General features: G+C 72.7%; 16 protein-coding genes. 6 read left to right on the top strand and 10 right to left on the bottom strand.

The features are described 5' to 3' along the window. Window positions 1–75 precede the first annotated feature (75 nt). The 3 genes from ACZ5GP_RS19120 to ACZ5GP_RS19110 all read right to left on the bottom strand — a co-directional run bounded on the left by ACZ5GP_RS19120 (window position 76) and on the right by ACZ5GP_RS19110 (window position 5,244). A complete protein-coding gene (locus ACZ5GP_RS19120; RefSeq protein ID WP_468751958.1) occupies window positions 76–3,813 on the bottom strand; it encodes an ABC transporter ATP-binding protein in 3,738 nt (1,245 codons plus the stop codon). 100 nt (window positions 3,814–3,913) lie between these two features. Next, on the bottom strand, window positions 3,914–4,852 hold the full coding sequence (locus tag ACZ5GP_RS19115) for a serine hydrolase (RefSeq protein WP_468751957.1): 939 nt from the start codon (window positions 4,850–4,852) through the stop codon (window positions 3,914–3,916). A 134-nt stretch (window positions 4,853–4,986) separates the two neighbouring features. Continuing rightward, window positions 4,987–5,244 (bottom strand): hypothetical protein, encoded by a 258-nt coding sequence (locus ACZ5GP_RS19110; protein ID WP_468752167.1) that lies wholly within the window; start codon window positions 5,242–5,244, stop codon window positions 4,987–4,989. Between ACZ5GP_RS19110 and ACZ5GP_RS19105 the strand changes: the two genes are divergently transcribed. Both ACZ5GP_RS19105 and ACZ5GP_RS19100 read left to right on the top strand, forming a co-directional pair. Further along, window positions 5,222–5,626 (top strand): Scr1 family TA system antitoxin-like transcriptional regulator, encoded by a 405-nt coding sequence (locus ACZ5GP_RS19105; protein ID WP_468752157.1) that lies wholly within the window; start codon window positions 5,222–5,224, stop codon window positions 5,624–5,626. The two genes, ACZ5GP_RS19110 and ACZ5GP_RS19105, sit on opposite strands and share 23 nt — an antisense overlap. Beyond that, window positions 5,619–5,840 (top strand): DUF397 domain-containing protein, encoded by a 222-nt coding sequence (locus ACZ5GP_RS19100; RefSeq protein ID WP_468751956.1) that lies wholly within the window; start codon window positions 5,619–5,621, stop codon window positions 5,838–5,840. Before ACZ5GP_RS19105 ends, ACZ5GP_RS19100 begins: the two co-directional genes overlap by 8 nt. Window positions 5,841–5,857: 17 nt before the next feature. Here the strand turns inward: ACZ5GP_RS19100 and ACZ5GP_RS19095 are convergent, their stop codons facing one another. Continuing rightward, window positions 5,858–6,709, bottom strand: a complete 852-nt coding sequence (locus ACZ5GP_RS19095; RefSeq protein WP_468751955.1) for an MmyB family transcriptional regulator — start codon at window positions 6,707–6,709, stop codon at window positions 5,858–5,860. 150 nt (window positions 6,710–6,859) lie between these two features. Between ACZ5GP_RS19095 and ACZ5GP_RS19090 the strand changes: the two genes are divergently transcribed. Then, entirely contained in the window at window positions 6,860–7,747 is an 888-nt protein-coding gene (locus tag ACZ5GP_RS19090) for an alpha/beta hydrolase (RefSeq protein WP_468751954.1), read from the top strand. An 18-nt stretch (window positions 7,748–7,765) separates the two neighbouring features. Here the strand turns inward: ACZ5GP_RS19090 and ACZ5GP_RS19085 are convergent, their stop codons facing one another. Then, window positions 7,766–9,454 carry a thiamine pyrophosphate-binding protein gene (locus tag ACZ5GP_RS19085; protein WP_468751953.1) on the bottom strand — a complete coding sequence of 563 codons (1,689 nt, stop codon included), beginning with the start codon at window positions 9,452–9,454 and terminating at the stop codon, window positions 7,766–7,768. Between the two features lie 118 nt (window positions 9,455–9,572). Next, a complete protein-coding gene (speB, locus tag ACZ5GP_RS19080; RefSeq protein ID WP_358585284.1) occupies window positions 9,573–10,574 on the bottom strand; it encodes an agmatinase in 1,002 nt (333 codons plus the stop codon). Between the two features lie 327 nt (window positions 10,575–10,901). Between speB and ACZ5GP_RS19075 the strand changes: the two genes are divergently transcribed. Together ACZ5GP_RS19075 and ACZ5GP_RS19070 are read left to right on the top strand one after the other, a co-directional pair. Then, on the top strand, window positions 10,902–12,410 hold the full coding sequence (locus ACZ5GP_RS19075; RefSeq protein ID WP_468751952.1) for a PucR family transcriptional regulator: 1,509 nt from the start codon (window positions 10,902–10,904) through the stop codon (window positions 12,408–12,410). Between the two features lie 5 nt (window positions 12,411–12,415). Next, complete coding sequence (locus tag ACZ5GP_RS19070) at window positions 12,416–13,204, top strand: phosphatase (protein WP_358587810.1); 789 nt, start codon at window positions 12,416–12,418, stop codon at window positions 13,202–13,204. Here the strand turns inward: ACZ5GP_RS19070 and ACZ5GP_RS19065 are convergent. The 4 genes from ACZ5GP_RS19065 to ACZ5GP_RS19050 form a co-directional block, all read right to left on the bottom strand. Beyond that, entirely contained in the window at window positions 13,195–14,169 is a 975-nt protein-coding gene (locus ACZ5GP_RS19065; protein WP_468751951.1) for a cation diffusion facilitator family transporter, read from the bottom strand. The genes ACZ5GP_RS19070 and ACZ5GP_RS19065 overlap by 10 nt on opposite strands. A 50-nt stretch (window positions 14,170–14,219) precedes the next feature. Further along, window positions 14,220–15,089: an acyl-CoA thioesterase gene (locus tag ACZ5GP_RS19060; RefSeq protein WP_468751950.1), complete on the bottom strand. Its 870-nt coding sequence runs from the start codon at window positions 15,087–15,089 to the stop codon at window positions 14,220–14,222. Window positions 15,090–15,125: 36 nt separating this feature from the next. Further along, window positions 15,126–16,283 carry an acyl-CoA dehydrogenase family protein gene (locus tag ACZ5GP_RS19055; RefSeq protein WP_468751949.1) on the bottom strand — a complete coding sequence of 386 codons (1,158 nt, stop codon included), beginning with the start codon at window positions 16,281–16,283 and terminating at the stop codon, window positions 15,126–15,128. An 84-nt stretch (window positions 16,284–16,367) separates the two neighbouring features. Then, window positions 16,368–16,961, bottom strand: a complete 594-nt coding sequence (locus tag ACZ5GP_RS19050) for an SACE_7040 family transcriptional regulator (protein ID WP_468751948.1) — start codon at window positions 16,959–16,961, stop codon at window positions 16,368–16,370. A gap of 110 nt (window positions 16,962–17,071) precedes the next feature. Here ACZ5GP_RS19050 and ACZ5GP_RS19045 point away from each other — a divergent pair, with 110 nt between their 5' ends. After that, the gene (locus ACZ5GP_RS19045; RefSeq protein WP_468751947.1) at window positions 17,072–18,688 is read left to right on the top strand and encodes a carboxyl transferase domain-containing protein; all 1,617 of its coding nucleotides are present in this window, start codon (window positions 17,072–17,074) and stop codon (window positions 18,686–18,688) included. Window positions 18,689–18,692 lie beyond the last annotated feature (4 nt).

The following is an 18,692-nucleotide window of genomic DNA, read 5'->3' as shown; positions in this document are numbered from 1 at the left end:
TTTTGCGTTCCGGGCGCTTTCGTACCCCGGGCCGGTGCGGGCGATCCCCCTCGGGCTCGGCGGGCTCGGGCGGGCTCAGGCGGTCTCCACCGGCTCCCCCACGAAGGTCCGCCACAGCCGCGCGTACCGCCCCTCCCGGGCCAGCAGCTCCTCGTGCGTGCCGTCCTCGGCGACGCGCCCGTGGTCCATCACGACGACGCGGTCCGCGCGGGCGGCCGTGGTGAGGCGGTGGGCGACCACCAGCGTGGTGCGCTTGCCCGCGATGCGGTCGGTGGCCTGGTTGACCTGTGCCTCCGTGGCGAGGTCGAGGGCGGCGGTGGCCTCGTCGAGGAGCAGGATGTCGGGGTCGACCAGCTCGGCGCGGGCCAGCGCGATCAGCTGGCGCTGCCCGGCGGAGAGGTTGCGGCCCCGCTCGGTGACCTCGTGGAGGTAGCCGCCGTCGAGGGTGGCGATCATGTCGTGCGCGCCGACCGCGCGGGCGGCGGCCTCGACCTGGGCGTCGGTGGCGTCGGGGCGGCCGTAGGCGATGGCGTCCCTGACCGTGCCCGCGAAGAGGTAGGCCTCCTGCGGGACGACGCCGAGGCGGTGGCGGTAGGCGGTGAGGTCCAGGGAGCGCAGGTCGGTGCCGTCCACCGTCACCCGGCCGCTCGTCGGGTCGTAGAAGCGGGCGACGAGCTTCACGAGCGTCGACTTGCCCGCGCCGGTCTCGCCGACGAAGGCGACGGTCTGCCCGGCGGGTATCCGCAGCCGCACGTCGGTGAGGGCCGCCTCCTCGCCGTTGTAGGCGAACCGCACGTCCTCGAAGGCGATCTCGCCGCGCAGCGAGAGGACGTCCAGCGGCTCGTCGGCGGCCTTGGTCGAGGTCGGCTCCTGGAGCAGCTCCTGGATGCGGCCGAGCGAGACGGTGGCCTGCTGGTAGCCGTCGAAGACCTGGGAGAGCTGCTGCACGGGCGCGAAGAACAGGTCGATGTAGAGCAGGTAGGCGACCAGCGCGCCGGTGGTCAGGGTGCCCGCCTGGACCCGGCCCGCGCCCACGATCAGCACGGCGACGACGGCGACGGAGGAGAGGAACTGCACGAACGGGAAGTACACGGAGATCAGCCACTGGCCGCGGATGCGGGCCTGGCGGTAGCTGTCGCTGTTGCGGGCGAACCGCTCGGCGCCCGAGCGCTCGCGCCCGAAGGCCTGCACGATGCGCAGCCCGGCGACGGACTCCTGGAGGTCGGCGTTGACGGCGGAGACGCGCTCGCGGGCCAGTTCGTAGGCCTTCACGCTGGACTTGCGGAAGAAGTACGTGCCGACGACCAGCAGCGGCAGCGTCGCGAAGACGACCAGGGCGAGCTGTACGTCGATGACGAGCAGGGCGGCCATGATGCCGAAGAAGGTGACGACGGAGACGAAGGCGGTGACCAGGCCCGTCTGGAGGAACGAGGACAGGGCGTCCACGTCCGTGGTCATCCGGGTCATGATCCGCCCGGTCAGCTCCCGCTCGTAGTAGTCGAGCCCGAGCCGCTGGAGCTGCGCGAAGATCTTCAGCCGCAGCGAGTACAGGACCCGCTCGCCGGTGCGGCCCGTCATCCGCAGCTCGCCGGTCTGCGCCACCCACTGCACGGCGACGGCGGCGAGGGCCAGCCCCGAGGCCGCCCAGACGGCGCCGAGCGCGAGCTGGTTGACGCCCTCGTCGATGCCGTGCCGGATCAGGACGGGCAGCAGCAGGCCCATGCCCGCGTCGACGGCGACGAGCAGCAGGCTCACCAGCAGCGGCAGCCCGAACCCGGCGAGCAGCCTGCGCAGGTTGTACGACTCCTCGGGGGTGACGGCCCGCGCCTCGTCGATGCCGGGCCGGTCGTCGGCCGGGGGCAGCGCGTCGACCTGGGCGAGCAGCTCGGGCGTGGACGGCATCCCGGACAGCGCGGTGTCCTTGGGCTCGCGGTCGCCGGTCCACAGGGCGGGCGTGATGCCGCGCTCCGCGTCGAACTCGGCGTCCAGCTCGGCGCGTACGGAGGTGTCCTCGGGCAGGTCGGCGGGGAGCGCGTGGCCGGGCGAGACGCCGCCCAGCTCGTCGGGGTCGGTGAGCAGGCGCCGGTAGAGGGGCGAGCGCTCCTCCAGCTCCTCGTGGGTACCGACGTCGGCGAGGCGGCCGCCGTCCAGGACCGCGATGCGGTCGGCGAGGTTCAGGGTGGAGCGGCGGTGGGCGATGAGCAGCGTCGTGCGGCCCGCCATGACGGCCCGCAGCGCCTCGTGGATCTCGTGCTCCACGCGCGCGTCCACCGCCGAGGTCGCGTCGTCCAGGACGAGCAGGCGGGGGTCGGTGAGGATGGCGCGGGCGAGCGCGATGCGCTGGCGCTGGCCGCCGGAGAGGGTGAGGCCGTGCTCGCCGACGGTGGTGTCGTAGCCGTCGGGCAGCTCGGATATGAACCCGTGGGCCTGGGCGGCGCGCGCGGCGGCCTCGATCTGCTCCTGGCCGGCCTCGGGATGGCCGTACGCGATGTTCGCGCGGACCGTGTCGGAGAAGAGGAAGGAGTCCTCGGGCACGAGGCCGATGGCGGAGCGCAGGGAGTCGAGCGTCAGCTCGCGCACGTCGTGCCCGCCGATCAGGACGGCGCCGTGCGTCACGTCGTAGAAGCGGGGCAGCAGCAGCGAGACGGTCGACTTGCCGCTGCCGGAGGAGCCGACGACGGCGAGGGTCTCGCCGGGGGCGATCTGGAAGGACAGTCCGTCCAGGACGGGGCGGTCGTCCTCGTAGGCGAAGGCGACGTCGTCGAACTCGACGGTGGCGGGGGCGTCGGCGGGCAGTTCCTTGGTGCCGTCGCTCATGCTCGGCTCGGTGTCGATCAATTCGAGCACACGTTCGACACCGGCGCGGGCCTGCTGTCCGACGGTGAGGACCATGGCGAGCATCCGCACCGGACCGACGAGCTGCGCGAGGTAGGTGGAGAAGGCGACGAACGTGCCCAGGGTGATCTCGCCGCGCACGGCCAGCCAGCCGCCGAGGGCCAGCATGGCGACCTGCCCCAGCATGGGGACGGCCTGGAGGGCGGGGGTGTAGCGGGAGTTGAGGCGGATGGTCCGCATCCGCCCGGCGAACAGCTTGCGCCCGACCTCGCGGAGCTTGCCGGTCTCCTGGTCCTCCTGCCCGAAGCCCTTCACCACGCGTACGCCGCTGACGGCGCCGTCCACCACACCGGCGACGGCGGCGGCCTGGGCCTGCGCGTACCAGGTCGCGGGGTGCAGCCGGGAGCGGGAGCGGCGGGCGATGAACCACAGGGCGGGGGCGACGGCGAGCGCGACGAGGGTCAGCGGCAGGGAGAGCCACGCCATGATCACCAGGGAGATCACGAAGAGCAGGATGTTGCCGATGGTCATCGGCAGCATGAAGAGCAGGCCCTGGATGAGCTGGAGGTCGCTGGTGGCGCGGCCGACGACCTGGCCGGTGGACAGCTCGTCCTGGCGCCGCCCGTCGAGCCGGGTGATCGTCCCGTACATCTCGGTGCGCAGGTCGTGCTGGACGTCCAGGGCGAGCCGGCCGCCGTAGTAGCGGCGGATGTAGGTGAAGACGTAGACGAGGACGGCCGCGCCGATCAGCGCACCCGCCCAGGGGCCCATGGACCGGCCGCCGCCCTGCCCGTCCTCCCCGATGACGTCGTCGATGATCACCTTGGTGATCAGCGGCACGAGGGCCATCACGGCCATGCCGGCGAGCGAGGAGCCGAGCGCGAGCACGACGTCCTTCGGGTACCGCCACGCGTATCCGGTGAGCCGCTTGGCCCAGCCGGACTCCTGCCGCCCGGACCCGCCCCGTTCGTCCGCCACCAGTTGCCTCCCGTCGACCTGACCTGCCGAGAGGCCCAACGCGGCGGGACGCGGATTTCATCCCGCCGCAACGAACCGCGCCCCCGAGGGGCGCCGGGACTCAGCTGCCGGGCACCGCCACGAACGCCTCGCGCGGGGTGTCCGTGGGGGTGTAGCGGCCGGCCGCCGAGGCGCGGGGCGCCAGGTCCTTGTGGATGGCCTTGGCCACGCCCTGGATGGTGGCGACCCCGTAGTTCATGCTGCTGTTGCCGTGGGTGAGCACGGAGATCGTGTAGTCGTGGCCGCCGCCCTTGAAGGCGCCGATGCTGTGCACCCGCCAGCCGTGCGTCGAACGCTGGAGCCAGCCGTTCTTGACGTGGATCTCGACGCCGGCGGGCGCGCCCGCCGGGGTGCCCCAGCGCTGCGAGGAGATGACCTTGCCCATCAGCTTGAGCATGTAGGCGCGCGCGTTGTCGCTCAGGACGTCGTTCTTGGCGGTGATCAGCGCGAGGAGCTTCTGCTCGTCGGCCGCGTTGATCCGGGTCAGGCCCCAGTAGCCGCCGGAGCCCGGCACGGTGTTCGTCATCTTGGCGGCCTTCAGGAAAGCGTTGATCTTTCCCGTGCCGAGTTGGCGCCAGAGGGTGCTGGTGGCCGCGTTGTCCGAGCTGGTGATCATGGCGTACGCGAGGTCCGACTCACGCTCCGTGAGCTTTCGCTCGGTCTTCTTCGCGTCCCACAGGAGCGTCGCGAGGACGGTCGCCTTGACGACGCTCGCCGAGTCGAAGGAGGTGCCCGCGCGCAGGGTGCAGGTGGTGTTCGTGGTGCGGTCGCGAAGGCCGACCGCGATGGTGCCCTTGCGGTCCTTCAGGGCTGCGGTGATGTCCTTGGTGAGCTTGGCGGCGAGGCCGGCCTGCGCGGAGGTGCAGCTGACCGTCGGCGCGGGCGCGGCGACGGCGGGCGTGGCGGTCGCGGACACGGCGAGCGGCGCGAGCACCCCGGCGGTGAGGCCCGCCGCGAGCGTGCGGGCGCGCCGGGACATCCCGGGTACCGGGTGAGTCATGGAGTCTTTCCCCCTTGGGTCCGTACAGAACCCCCCGTGGGCCCGTACAAGCGGGCACTCGGCCACGCTCACCCACATGACTCGCCGGCACCCGGGATGGTTGTACGAAAAATCCCGCTGATCAGCCAAGACGGTCAGCCCGACGGGCAGTTTTCCTCTCCCTCCCCCTCCCCTTCCTCGGGGCCGTCGTCGTACGCGCCTGCGGGGAGCCGGGCCCCGCGGCTGCGGGCGACCCGGATCACGTCCCGCAGGGACTCGACCATGCGGGCCGCGAGGAAACGGAGCTGCGGTGCCGTGGCCTTCGGGTCGCCGGTCAGATCGACGGCGTGCCGGAGAAGCTCGTCGGCCATGCCGAGCCGGACGGCCTCGATGTTGTCGGCGACACGGGACACGTGGCCGGTGCCGGAGTGGCTGAAGGCCCAGCGGGAAGCGGCCGGCCTCACCCAGCAGGAACTGGCGGACGCGGCGATCATGACGCGGTCGCACATCGCGCACATCGAGGCGGGGCGGCGGACCCCGCCCAAGGAGCATGTGTTGCCGCTGGCCCTGGGTTTTCATCCCCTGCTGGAGAGCATGCTGACGCTGATGTGGTTCGAGGACCAACCGCCCGTGGCGTACAGCGAGGGGGTGTGCATGGGCAGGGTGCACGACGCCCCCGCCATGGTCCACCAACTGCAATCTCGTTACGGTCACGCCCTGAGCGACGCGCTGCCGCTGAAGGAATCACTCGCCCTGTTGCAGGCAACAGCGAAGGACGACGAGCATCGTGACTAGCCACATCACCCCCGACGCTGCCGCGCCGAACGGCTGGCGCAAGTCGTCGTACAGCGGGAGCGAAGGAGGAAGCTGCGTCGAGGTATTGGACGGCTACCCCACCGGAATACCGGTCCGCGACTCCAAGGCCCCCCAGGGACCCGCCCTGCTCATCTCCCCGACCGGCTGGTCCACGTTCGTCTCCGCCGTCAAGGCCGGACAGTTCACCGGCTGAGTGTGACGGTCGTCCCGTCACACTCTGCGGGCCAGATCGGCCAGTCGTTCCGCGTCCGAGGTGCCGGGTTCGGCCGACCAGAGCACGAGTTGCTGTTCCGGCGCACCGGCGTAGCGGAAGGTGTCCCAGTCGAGGGAGAGTTCGCCGACGAGGGAGTGGGTGATGCGTTTGCTGCCGAAGTCCTGGTGCGCGACGCGGTGTTCGGCCCACCAGACCCGGAACTGCTGGTCGGCGACGGCCAGCTCGCCCACCAGAGCGGTGAGGGCGGGGTCGGTCGGATGCGTGCCGGCCTCCATCCGCAGGACTTCGACGCATGTGCGGGCCACGTCTTCCCACTCCGGGTAGATCTCGCGCATCACCGGGTCGGTGAAGACCATGCGGACGTAGTTGCGCTCGGACTCCGGCACGGCCGCGAAGTCGCACAGCAGCTGTGCCGCCAGTGGGTTCCACGCGAGGATGTCGAGGCGTGGGCCGAAGACGATGGCGGGTGTGCCGGTGAGCTGGCCGAGCAGCCGGGTCAGGTGCGGGTGCACTTTGGGGCGAAGGGACCGACGCGGCGTTCTGCGGTGTCCGGCCCGCGCGGCCTGGTCGACCAGCCCTTCCACGTACGCCCTCTGGTCGCCGTCCAGCCGCAGCTCCCGCGAGAGGGCATCGAGCACCGGCGGTGACGGTGCCAGCCGGCCCTGCTCGATGCGTACGTAGTAGTCGGTACTGATCGCGGCGAGCTCGGCCACTTCCTCGCGGCGCAGCCCCCGCACCCGGCGCCGGCTGTGCGTGCGCTCGGGAAGCCCCACCCGCGCCGGTGTGAGTTCGCCGCGGCGCTGCCTGAAGAACTCACCGAGCTCGCGAAGATGTGCGGAACCAGTCACTCCGCCAGCATGGCACCCGAGGAAAAGCCCTGCCTGGGAGAGATCGTTCCTAGGAAGCAGCGCGACCTTCCTGCGCCCGCGCGTCGGACGGACAGTGGACACGGGCCCGCACCTCGCCGGCCCCCCACGCAGCCCCCGCAGGAGCAGAAGATGAAGATTGACGTCCGCTTCCCGACCAACGGCCTGCAGCTCGCCGGCCACCTCTACCTTCCCGACGGCGTCAACGGCCCGCTCGCCGCAGTCGTCGTCGGCCACCCCACGACCGGCGTCAAGGAGCAGGCGCCGGTCGCGTACGCGACGCGCCTGGTCGAGGAAGGATTCGCGGTCCTGACCTTCGACGCCGCCTTCCAGGGCGAGTCCGAGGGCCTGCCCCGCGGTCTGGAGGACCCCTTCCAGCGCGCGGAGGACTTCCGTGCGGCGGTCTCCTACCTCACCACCCGCCCCGAGGTCGACCCCGACCGCATCGGCGTGATGGGCGTGTGCGGCTCGGGCGCCTACGTGCCCTACGCCGCCCAGACCGACCACCGCATGAAGGCCGTGGCAGGCGTCTCCGGGACCGACGTTCCCAGCTTCTTCCGCGACGCCGACCCCGAGGGCTGGCAGCAGATGGTGGCGAACTCCGGGAACCTGCGCAGCGCCGAGGCCGCCGGCGAGCCCGCGGCGACGTTCGCCGTGCTGCCGGAGCAGGCCGATGCCGACACCCCCGCCCCGACGGCCGAGTTCGTCGACTACTACAAGACGCCCCGCGGCAGGCACCCGCGCTCCACCGGGGACATGGTCGTGCGCAGCGCGGATCTCCTCGACCAGTTCGATTCCTTCGCCGACGTCGCCAAGATCGCGCCTCGCCCGCTGCTCATGATCGCCGGCACCGAGGCGGTGACCCGCGGGTTCTCCGAGAAGGCCGTCGCCGACAGCCCCGGCAACGCCGAGCTGTTCCTCATCGAGGGTGCCACCCACGTGGATCTGTACGACCGCGACGAGTACGTGGTTCCTGCCGTCGCCAAACTGGTCGAGTTCTTCGGCAAGCACCTCGCCTGAGGATGCCCCCGGCGACGGTCAGGCCAGATGCGTCGGCGCGAACATCCTCAGCACCGCCGGGAGCACCACCACCGAAGGCCCCGGCCGGCCCAGCGCCTTCGACAGGTCGGCGTGGAGGGTCTCCGGGGTGGTACGGACCCCGGGGACGCCGAAGGACTCCGCGAGGGCCACGAAGTCGGGGTGGGCCAGCTCCGTCGCGGTCGCCTCGCCGAAGGCGTCGGACATGTACTCGCGCAGGATGCCGTAGCCACCGTCGTCGACGATCAGCCAGGTCACCGGCAGGTCGTACTGCCGGGCCGTCGCCAGCTCGGCGATCGAGTACATCGCGCCGCCGTCGCCGGAGACAGCGAGGACCGGCTGGGACGGGTCGGCGACCGCCGCGCCCAGCGCCGCCGGGAAGCCGTAGCCGAGGCCGCCCGCGCCCTGCGCCGAGTGCATGGTGTTGGGGCGCCTGGCGTCGAACGCCGACCAGGCCCAGTACGCGAGGATCGTCATGTCCCAGAAGGACGGCGCCGCGTCCGGCAGCGCCTCGCGCACGGACGCCAGCACCCGCTGCTCCAGCGTGAGGTCCTGGGCCGCGATCCGCTCGCGGACCCTGCCCAGGAGAGCCGCCACCCGCTCGGGGGCCCCGGGGTCCTCGCGGGGCGCGTCGATCGTCTCCAGGAGGGCCGACAGCGCGAGCCGCGCGTCCGCGTGGATGCCGAGCCCGGGGTGGTTGGACTCCAGCTTCCCGGCGTCGGCCTCGATCTGGACGACCCGGCCGCGCGGCCGGAACGTGTGGTAATTCGAGGACAGTTCGCCGAGCCCCGAGCCGACCACGAGCAGGACGTCCGCGTCCTCCAGGAAGTCGGTGGTGTGGCGGTCCTCCAGCCACGACTGGAGGGAGAGCGGGTGCTCCCAGGGGAAGGCGCCCTTGCCGCCGAAGGTCGTGACCACGGGGGCGTTCACCAGCTCCGCCAGGGCAAGGAGCTTGCCCGAGGCGTCCGCACGTACGACACCGCCGCCCGCGATGATCGCCGGCCGCTCGGCCCGCGCGAGCAGATCGGCGGCGACGGCCGTCAGCTCGGGGCGCGGGACGACCTCGTCCGGGGTCGCGTCCATCGCCGTGACGACCGGCAGCGTCGTCTCGGCGAGGAGCACGTCCTGCGGGATCTCCACCCAGACCGGGCCGTGCGGCGCGGTCAGCGCGGACTGCCAGGCCGCGGTGATCGCCGAGGGGATCTGGGAGGCCGTACGCACCGTGTGGACGGACTTCACGAGGTCGCGGAAGGACGCCTGCTGGTCGCGCAGCTCGTGCAGATAGCCGTGGCGCCCGCCGCCGAGGCCCGCCACCGGCACCTGGCCGGCGATCGCGAGGACCGGCGAGGAGCCCGCCGCCGCCTCCTGGAGCGCGGCGAGCGAGGTCAGCGCGCCGGGCCCGGCGGACAGCAGCAGCGGGGCCACCTCACCGGTGATGCGGCCGTACGCGTCCGCCGCGAACCCGGTGTTGTTCTCGACGCGCAGACCCACGTACGTCAGGCAGGAGCGCCGCAGCGCGTCGAACACGCCCAGCACGTGCTGGCCCGGCAGCCCGAAGACGGTGGTCGCGCCGAGCCCGGCGAGGGTCTCGACGACCAGGTCGCCGCCGGTGCGCCCGGCGGGCGGGTTCAGCGCGGCCTCCGTCTGGCGCGGCGTGGGGCGCAGCACCAGGTCGTGGTCGTGGGTCATGCGGCGTCTTCTCCTTCTCGCCGGGGCGCGGACCCGGCGGGCGTCGGGCCGGGCACTCGGACCGCCGGGCCGCGCGCGGCCCGGCGTGTCCCGGTGATCGACGGCCTCGCGGCCATCGTCACTTCGCCTGCTGCTCCCCGCCGTCGGCGCGGGCGGCGGCGATCTGCCTGCTCATGATCGTCGTGAGTTCGTAGGCCGTGTGGGAGGCGGCGACGGCGGTGATCTCCGCGTGGTCGTAGGCCGGGGCGACCTCCACGACGTCCGCCGACACGAGGTTGCAGGAGGACAGGCCGCGCAGGATCTCGAGCAGCTCGCGGGAGGTCATGCCGCCCGCCTCGGGGGTGCCGGTGCCGGGGGCGTGGGCCGGGTCGAGGCAGTCGATGTCGATGGAGATGTACAGCGGGCGGTCGCCGATGCGCTGGCGCAGCTGGTCGGCGACCTCGTCGGCGCCGCGGCGGTAGACGTCCGCCGAGGTGACGATGCCGAAGCCCATCTTCTCGTCGTCGGTGAGGTCCTGCTTGCCGTAGAGCGGGCCGCGCGTGCCGACGTGGGAGAGCGCCTCGGTGTCGAGGATGCCCTCCTCGACGGCCCGGCGGAACGGCGTGCCGTGCGTGTACTCGGCGCCGAAGTAGGTGTCCCAGGTGTCCAGGTGGGCGTCGAAGTGCAGCAGGGCGACCGGGCCGTGCTTCTTGGCGACGGAGCGCAGCAGCGGCAGGGCGATGGTGTGGTCGCCGCCGAGGGTCATCATGCGGGCGCCGGTGCCGAGCAGGTCGTCGGCGGCGGCCTCGATGGTCTCCACCGCCTCGTTGATGTTGAACGGGTTCGCGGCGATGTCGCCGGCGTCCGCGACCTGGGCGAGCGCGAAGGGCGAGGCGTCCTGCGCCGGGTTGTAGGGGCGCAGGAGGCGGGAGGCCTCACGGATGGCGTTGCCGCCGAAGCGGGCGCCGGGGCGGTAGGAGACGCCCGAGTCGAAGGGCACGCCGACCACGGCGACGTCCGTCTTCCCGCCGACCTCGTCCAGGCGGGGCAGGCGCGCGTACGTCGCCGGGCCCGCGTACCGGGGGATGCGGGAGGAGTCGACGGGGCCACGGGGGGTCGTCGGGTTCTCGGCGCTGCTCATGGTCGGTGTGCCTCCTGCTGATGCGAGTACTGCGGTACAAGTGTCGCGCGCCCCACCGACAACGGGCCGCGCGCAAGCGGGACGGCCACCGGAGCGCCCGGTTCCGGCTCTCTGGCGCCGCGACCGGCGCGGCGTCCGACAGCCATGGGGAGCCTCCTGGGCGCACCTCGGTGGCGTGTCGTGCCGATGGAGGTGCTGACCGGCAGCCCCGGGGACATCCGCCCGTCCCCACGGCATGCGGTCGGCACGACCCTAAGTGGCCGATAAGCCGCGCTGAAGTGTACGTTTCCTCCACACCGCACGACCGATACGGATGGAACGTCCACCATGGCCGACCCCACCGGCCCGCCGGGCCCGACGGCACCCCCCACCGAGCCCGTCCCGCTCGCCGCGCTGCTGGCCCGCGCCGACCTCGGCCTGCGGCAGATCGCGGGCCCGGACACCGCGGACACGGCCGTCCAGTGGGTGCACACCTCGGAGATGGCCGACCCCTACCCGTACCTCCTGGGCGGCGAGCTGCTCCTGACGGCGGGCGTGCACATCACCGACCCCGCAGGCGCCGACAACCACCTCGACGCCTATGTGGCCCGCATCGTCGCGGCGGGCGGCGCGGCCCTCGGCTTCGGTGTCGCCCCCGTGCACGACACGGTGCCGCCCGCCCTGGTGGCGGCCTGCGACCGCCGCGGACTGCCCCTCCTGGAGGTACCGCCGCGCACCACCTTCAGCGGCGTCGCCCGCGCGGTGTGGCGGCTGATGGCCGAGGCCCGGCACCGGGAGCTGCGCCGGGTGGCCGAGGCGCAGCAGGCCCTCGCGACGGCCGCGGCACGGCCCGACCCCGTCCCCGCCGTCCTGCGCCGGCTGGCGGCGCGGCTCGGCGGGCTCGCGGCGCTCTACGGCCCCGACGGCACCGAACTGCAGGCCGAGGGGCAGGCGCGGGAGGCGGCGCGGGCGGGCCTGCGGGAGCTGACCGGCGTCGTTCGGCGTGCCGCGCCCGCCGCCCCGGCCTCCGCCACCGACACGGCCGGCACCACGCATCTGGCCGCGTACGCGCTCGGCGGGGGCCGCGGCTTCGCGCTCGGCGTCGCCACGGAACGCCGCGAGAGCGGCGACCACACCATCGCGGGAGCGGCGGTCGTCCTGCTCTCCCTGCTCACCGGCGAACATCAGGGCGCCTCCGAAGCGGCCCGCTCGGCGGCGCTCGTGCGCCTGCTCATCGGGGCGCCCCCGGAGGAGACCGGGCCCCTTCTGGGGAGCGGGACGTGGAGCGTGGTCCACGCGCGCGGGGAGCGCACCCCGCTGGCCGCCGCCGCGCTCGCCGCGGCGCTCGGCACCGCCCTGGTCGACCCGCGCGAGGACGTCGTACGCCTGCTCGTCCCCGCCGGCCGCGAGGTCGCCCCCGCGCACGGCTGGACCCTCGGCGTCGCCGCGGCCGCCGCCCCCGGCGACCTCGCGGCAGCGGACGCCCAGGCCGCCCGCGCCCTGCGCCGCGCGGAGGCCACCCGGCGGCCCCTCGTACGCCACCACGCCAACGGCCTCGCCGCGCTGGTCGACCCCGAGGAGGCCGACGCCCACGCGCGCGTGCTGCTCGCCCCGCTCGCCGGGAACGAGGCGCTGACGGTGACCCTGCGGACCTGGCTGTCCCTGCACGGCAGCTGGGACCGCACGGCGGTCGCGCTCACGGTCCACCGCAACACCGTGCACCAGCGGATCGCGCGCTGTGCCGCACTCCTGGGAACGGACGTGGACGACCCGGACGTACGGATGGAGCTGTGGTTCGCGCTGAACAGGGAGCGGCCCGGTGTCCGTGCTGCACAGAGCGCTCGTCCCGCACAATAGGAGCCATGCCGATACCCACCCGTGCCGCGCTCGTCGACCACCTCGTCCGCACCCGCATCGCGGGCGATGTCGCCACCCCCCGCGAGAACAACCTCAGCCACTACAGGAAGCTCGCGAACGGCGACCGTCACTACTGGCTCGGCCTGGAGCTCGGCGACCGCTGGAGCGACGAGCAGGACGTCCTCGCGGTGATGGCCGAGCGCTGTGGCGTCATCGACGACCCCGGGCACCGGCAGGGCCAGGACACCATCGACCCGGAGCTGACGGTCGACGCCCTGGAGCGCATGGCGGGCCGTCTGCGCAAGGCCGCCGCCGGCAAGGAGAGCGTCCTGTTCGCCACCGGGCACCCCGGAGGGCTGCTCGACGTGCACCGCGCGACGGCCGCCGCCCTGCGCGCGGCGGGCTGCGAGATCGTGGTCATCCCCGAAGGCCTGATGGCCGACGAGGGCATGGTCTTCCAGTTCGCGGACGTGGCGGTCCTGGAGCGCGGCGCGACGCTGTGGCACACGCACTCCCCCGAGCCGATGAACGCCGTCCTGGACGGCCTGGAGCGCGCCGGCCGCCCCCGGCCCGACCTGGTGGTCGCCGACCACGGCTGGGCCGGGCGCGCGGGCCAGCGCGGCCTGGACTCGGTGGGCTACGCGGACTGCAACGACCCGGCGCTGTTCATCGGCGAGGCGGAGGGCACGGTGCAGGTGACCGTCCCCCTGGACGACCACGTCACGAGCCCCCGCCACTACGACCCGATGACCGCCTACCTGCTGGACGCGGCGGGGCTGACCCCTCAGTCCTGACCCGGGCCCCCGGCCGGCTCCTGCCCCGTGCCCGGTGTCGGGTCCAGGTACACGCGCCTGATCGAGGGGAAGCGCTCCTGGAGGCGGCGCGCCATGCGGTCGCAGGCCCGCTCGATGTCCGCGGCGCTCGACATGTCCCGGAAGTCGACCTTCGCGGCGACCAGCGCCTCCTTGGGGCCCTGGAGCAGCGTGGTCAGTTCCAGTACGGCCACCACGTGCGGGTCGGCGAGCAGCTCGGCCCGCACCGTGTCCCGCATCTCGCGCGGCAGCGGGCGGCCGATCAGCAGCTCGGCGTTGGCGTGCCCGAGGACCCAGGCGACGTACACGAGCAGCACGCCGATGCACAGCGAGGCGACGCCGTCCCAGACGCCGGAGCCGGTGAGCTGCCCGCCCAGCAGTCCGGCCGCGGCGAGCAGCAGGCCCGCGAGCGCCGCCGAGTCCTCCATGACGACGGCCTTGACCGCCGTGTCGGGGGTGTGCCGCAGATAGCGCTTGAGGCGCACTCCGTAGCGGTCGGCCTCGCCACGTGCCTGTTTGAGGCCGGTCCGCAGGGAGTAGCCCTCCAGGAGGAAGGCGACGCCGAGCACGATGTACGAGATGAGCGGGTCGCCCGGCGCCTCGCCGTGGGTGAGGGTGTGGACGCCGTCGTAGATCGCGAAGATGCCGCCGCCGACGAAGGTGGCGACGGAGGCGAGCAGCGCCCAGATGTACCGGGCCCCTCCGTAGCCGAGCGGATGCTCCTCGTCGGCGGGTTTCTCGCCGGCCTTGAGGGAGACGAGCAGCATCAGCTCGGTGACGGTGTCCGCCACGGAGTGCGCCGCTTCGGAGAGCATCGCGCTGGAGCCGCTGATGACACCGGCGACGGCCTTGGCCAGGGCGATCCCGAGGTTGGCCACGGCGGCGACGACGACCGTGGCCGTGCTCTCGCCGCCGCCCTGCGATTTCTCTGACGGTTGCTCACTCATGTACCGGACGGTATGTCCGATCAGCGGGGAACGCGAACCCCGGCCCGGGCTCAGCGCGGGACGCGCACGACGCCTTCCTGGATGACGGTCACCGCGAGGCGCCCGTCGCGCGTCCAGATCCGGGCCTGGCCGAGACCGCGGCCGCCCGAGGCGGACGGCGACTCCTGGTCGTAGAGCAGCCACTCGTCCGCGCGGAAGGGCCGGTGGAACCACATGGCGTGGTCCAGGGAGGCCCCGACGACGTCGCCGACGGCCCAGCCGCCCCGGCCGTGTGCGAGCAGCACCGAGTCGAGCAGGGTCATGTCCGAGACGTACGTGGCGAGGCAGACGTGCAGCAGGGAGCCGCAGGCGTCGTCGGCGAGTTTGCCGTTGGTCCGGAACCACACCTGGGAGCGCGGCTCGCGGGGCTGCCCGACGGTGCCCCAGGGCGGCACGTCGACGTAGCGCAGGTCGACCGCCGCGCGCGCCTCGACGAGCCGCCGGGCGACCGGCGCGGGCAGCTGGCGGGGCAGCGTCTCGGCGGCCGTGGGCAGTGTCTCGGGGTCGGGCGCGGCCGGCATCGTCGCCTGGTGCTCCAGGCCCTCCTCGTACGTCTGGAAGGACGCGGAGAGGTGGAAGATCGGCTGCCCGTGCTGGACGGCGACGACGCGCCGCGTGGTGAAGGAGCGGCCGTCGCGGATGCGGTCGACGGTGTAGACGATCGGCGCGCCCGGGTCGCCCGGCCGCAGGAAGTACGCGTGCAGGGAGTGGGCGGGCCGGTCGCCGGGGACGGTGCGCCCGGCGGCGACGAGGGCCTGCGCGGCGACCTGGCCGCCGAAGACGCGGGGCACGAGCGCCGAACGGCTCACGCCCCGGAAGATGTCCTCCTCGATCTGCTCCAGGTCGAGCAGGTCGAGGAGGGCGTCAAGTGCCTGGTTCATGGGGGTAGTTCTACCGGGCGGTTCGGGCAGCGGCTCTCAGAGGCCCATGTTCTTCGCGATGATCATCTTCATGACCTCGCTGGTGCCGCCGTAGATGCGGTTGACGCGGTTGTCCGCGTACAGGCGCGCGATGGGGTACTCGTTCATGAAGCCGTAGCCGCCGTGCAGCTGGAGGCACCGGTCGATGACCCGGTGCGCGACCTCGGTGCAGAACAGCTTGGCGGAGGCGGCCTCGGCGGCGGTCAGCTCGCCCGCGTCCAGGGCCTCCAGGGCGCGGTCGGCGACGGCCTCGGCGGCGTCCACCTCGGCCTGGCAGGCGGCCAGTTCGAACTTGGTGTTCTGGAAGGACGCGACCGGCTTGCCGAAGACCGTGCGGTCCTGGACGTACTCCTTGGCGAACCGGACGGCGGCCTTGGCCTGCGCGTACGCCCCGAAGGCGATGCCCCAGCGCTCGGAGGGGAGGTTGCTGCCGAGGTAGGAGAAGCCCTTGTTCTCCTCGCCGAGGAGGTCCTCCACGGGGACCTTGACGTCGACGAACGCCAGCTCGGCGGTGTCGGAGGTCTTCAGGCCGAGCTTGTCCAGCTTGCGGCCGACGGAGTAGCCCTCGGACTTGGTGTCGACGGCGAACAGGGAGATGCCGAAGCGGCGGTCCTCGGCGGTGGGCGCGGAGGTGCGGGCGCAGACGATCACGCGGTCGGCGTGCACGCCGCCGGTGATGAAGGTCTTGGCGCCGTTGAGGACGTAGTGCGTGCCGTCCGCGGAGAGCTTGGCGGTGGTCTTCATGCCCGCGACGTCGGAGCCGGTGCCCGGCTCGGTCATCGCGAGGGCCCACATCTCCTCGGCGGAGACGAACTTCTCCAGGTAGCGCTTCTTCTGCTCGTCGGTGGCGAGCATCTTGATGTAGGGCAGGGCGAGCAGGACGTGCACGCCGGAGCCGCCGAAGGTGACGCCCGCGCGGGCCGTCTCCTCGTACTGGATGGCCTCGAACTTGTGCGTGTCCAGGCCGGCGCCGCCGAACTCCTCGGGGACGTTGATCCCGAACAGGCCCAGCTCGGCGAGCTTGGAGTAGAACTCGCGCGGCACCTGGCCGGCGGCGAACCACTCGTCGTACACCGGGACGACCTCGGCCTCGATGAAGGCGCGCAGGGTCTGCCGGAATGCCTCGTGGTCCTCATCGAAAACGGTACGGCGCACGGAGTACTCCCTCTGCCCACATCGACTAAGCGCTTGCTCAGAGGAAGGTTACCCGGCGGTCACCAGAGCGTCCAGAGACGCAGGTCACTCCGCGGCCGCCGCCGCGAACGCCCCCCGCGCCAGGCGGTGCAGCAGCCGCGCCATGGCCGCCCGGCTGGGCAGCGCGTCGCGGCGGCTCAGGTGCGGCGTGGAGTTCAGCAGCCCGAAGACGGCGTGCACCGACACCCGCGCCGCGTTCTCGGCGAGACCGGGGTAGACCTTGCGCACCACCTCGACCCAGATCTCCACGTACTGCCGCTGGAGCTGGCGGACCAGCTTGCGGTCGCTGTCGCGCAAGCGGTCCAGCTCGCGGTCGTGCAGGGTGATCAGGGAGCGGTCGTCGAGGGCGAAGTCGATGTGCCCCTCGATGAGCGAGTCGAGGACCCGCTCCGGCGAGCCGTCCGTCTCGCCCACGCGCCGCTTGCCGCCCGTCAGGAGCTGCCCGCTGATGCCGACGAGCAGCTCAGCGAGCATCGCGTCCTTGCCCGCGAAGTGCCGGTACAGACCGGGGCCGCTGATGCCGACGGCGGCACCTATCTCGTCCACGCCGACGCCGTGGAAGCCGCGCTCGGCGAAGAGCCGGGCGGCCTCCTTGAGGATCTGCTCGCGGCGGGTGGGGGCGTCGGTTCTGGTGGCCATGGAATCAATTCTAGACAGGCCGGTTAGCGGTCGTTAACCTAAGGGAAACACGTTAACGCTCATTAACCGATCCGGGCGTGACGGGTGGACCGAGCAAGGGGGCTCGACTGATGCGGCAGGCACCAGTGCTGACGAGCGCGGCAGATCCCGCGTCCGAGGCATGGCGGGAGAACGAGGCGGCGCACACCGCCCTCGTGGACGAGCTGCGGGCCAGGCTCGCCGCGGCCAGGCTGGGCGGCGGGGAGCGGGCGCGGGCCCGCCATGTGGCGCGCGGCAAGCTGCTGCCCCGGGACCGCGTGGACACGCTCCTGGACCCGGGCTCGCCCTTCCTGGAGCTGGCCCCCCTCGCGGCCGAGGGGCTGTACGGCGGGCAGGCGCCGGCGGCCGGCGTCATCGCCGGGATCGGCCGGGTCTCGGGACGCGAGTGCGTCGTCGTGGCCAATGACGCCACCGTCAAGGGCGGCACCTACTACCCCATGACGGTGAAGAAGCACCTGCGCGCCCAGGAGGTGGCCCTGGAGAACCGCCTCCCGTGCCTGTACCTGGTCGACTCGGGCGGCGCGTTCCTGCCGATGCAGGACGAGGTCTTCCCCGACCGCGAGCACTTCGGGCGGATCTTCTACAACCAGGCGCGGATGTCGGGCGCCGGCATCCCCCAGATCGCGGCGGTCCTCGGCTCCTGCACGGCCGGCGGGGCGTACGTCCCCGCGATGAGCGACGAGGCGGTGATCGTGCGGAACCAGGGCACGATCTTCCTCGGCGGCCCGCCCCTGGTGAAGGCGGCGACCGGCGAGGTCGTCACGGCCGAGGAACTGGGCGGCGGCGAGGTCCACTCGCGGATCTCCGGGGTGACCGACCACCTCGCCGAGGACGACGCGCACGCCCTGCGCATCGTGCGGACCATCGTCTCCACCCTCCCCGCGCGCACCGCCCCGCCCTGGCCCGTCCAGCCCGTGGCGGAGCCCAAGGTCGACCCCCTCGGGCTGTACGGCGCGGTGCCGACGGACTCCCGCACCCCCTATGACGTACGGGAAGTCATCGCGCGCGTGGTCGACGGCTCCCGCTTCGCCGAGTTCAAGGCGGAGTACGGCACCACGCTGGTGACGGGCTTCGCCCACCTCCACGGCCACCCGGTCGGGATCGTCGCGAACAACGGCATCCTGTTCGCCGAATCCGCCCAGAAGGGCGCCCACTTCATCGAGCTGTGCGACCAGCGCGGCATCCCCCTGGTCTTCCTGCAGAACATCTCCGGCTTCATGGTCGGGCGCACCTACGAGGCGGGCGGCATCGCCAAGCACGGCGCGAAGATGGTCACGGCCGTGGCGTGCACGCGCGTGCCCAAGCTGACGGTCGTGATCGGCGGTTCGTACGGCGCGGGCAACTACTCCATGTGCGGCCGGGCCTACAGCCCCCGCTTCCTGTGGATGTGGCCGAATGCCAAGATCTCCGTGATGGGCGGCGAGCAGGCCGCCTCCGTCCTCGCCACGGTCAAGCGCGACCAGGTAGAGGCGCGCGGCGAGCAGTGGGCCCCCGAGGACGAGGAGGCCTTCAAGGACCCCATCCGCGCGCAGTACGAACAGCAGGGCAACGCCTACTACGCCACGGCCCGCCTCTGGGACGACGGCGTCATCGACCCCTTGGAGACCCGGCAGGTCCTCGGCCTCGCCCTGACCGCGTGCGCCGGGGCACCGCTGGGCGAGCCCGGCTTCGGCGTCTTCCGGATGTGAGGAA

It is taken from the genome of Streptomyces sp. NPDC031466 (assembly GCF_055581265.1).
Note: the sequence above shows the minus strand (reverse complement) of the source record. Positions and strands in the feature narration are given on the sequence as shown.

What these genes read in the sequence shown, in the direction of transcription:
- ACZ5GP_RS19050 (WP_468751948.1), bottom strand. Translation starts at nt 16,961, where the DNA reads ATGGCCACCAGAACCGACGCCCCCACCCGCCGCGAGCAGATCCTCAAG.
- speB (WP_358585284.1), bottom strand. Translation starts at nt 10,574, where the DNA reads ATGAGCAGCGCCGAGAACCCGACGACCCCCCGTGGCCCCGTCGACTCC.
- ACZ5GP_RS19115 (WP_468751957.1), bottom strand. Translation starts at nt 4,852, where the DNA reads ATGACTCACCCGGTACCCGGGATGTCCCGGCGCGCCCGCACGCTCGCG.
- ACZ5GP_RS19090 (WP_468751954.1), top strand. Translation starts at nt 6,860, where the DNA reads ATGAAGATTGACGTCCGCTTCCCGACCAACGGCCTGCAGCTCGCCGGC.
- ACZ5GP_RS19070 (WP_358587810.1), top strand. Translation starts at nt 12,416, where the DNA reads ATGCCGATACCCACCCGTGCCGCGCTCGTCGACCACCTCGTCCGCACC.
- ACZ5GP_RS19105 (WP_468752157.1), top strand. Translation starts at nt 5,222, where the DNA reads ATGTTGTCGGCGACACGGGACACGTGGCCGGTGCCGGAGTGGCTGAAG.
- ACZ5GP_RS19085 (WP_468751953.1), bottom strand. Translation starts at nt 9,454, where the DNA reads ATGACCCACGACCACGACCTGGTGCTGCGCCCCACGCCGCGCCAGACG.
- ACZ5GP_RS19045 (WP_468751947.1), top strand. Translation starts at nt 17,072, where the DNA reads ATGCGGCAGGCACCAGTGCTGACGAGCGCGGCAGATCCCGCGTCCGAG.
- ACZ5GP_RS19065 (WP_468751951.1), bottom strand. Translation starts at nt 14,169, where the DNA reads ATGAGTGAGCAACCGTCAGAGAAATCGCAGGGCGGCGGCGAGAGCACG.
- ACZ5GP_RS19060 (WP_468751950.1), bottom strand. Translation starts at nt 15,089, where the DNA reads ATGAACCAGGCACTTGACGCCCTCCTCGACCTGCTCGACCTGGAGCAG.
- ACZ5GP_RS19075 (WP_468751952.1), top strand. Translation starts at nt 10,902, where the DNA reads ATGGCCGACCCCACCGGCCCGCCGGGCCCGACGGCACCCCCCACCGAG.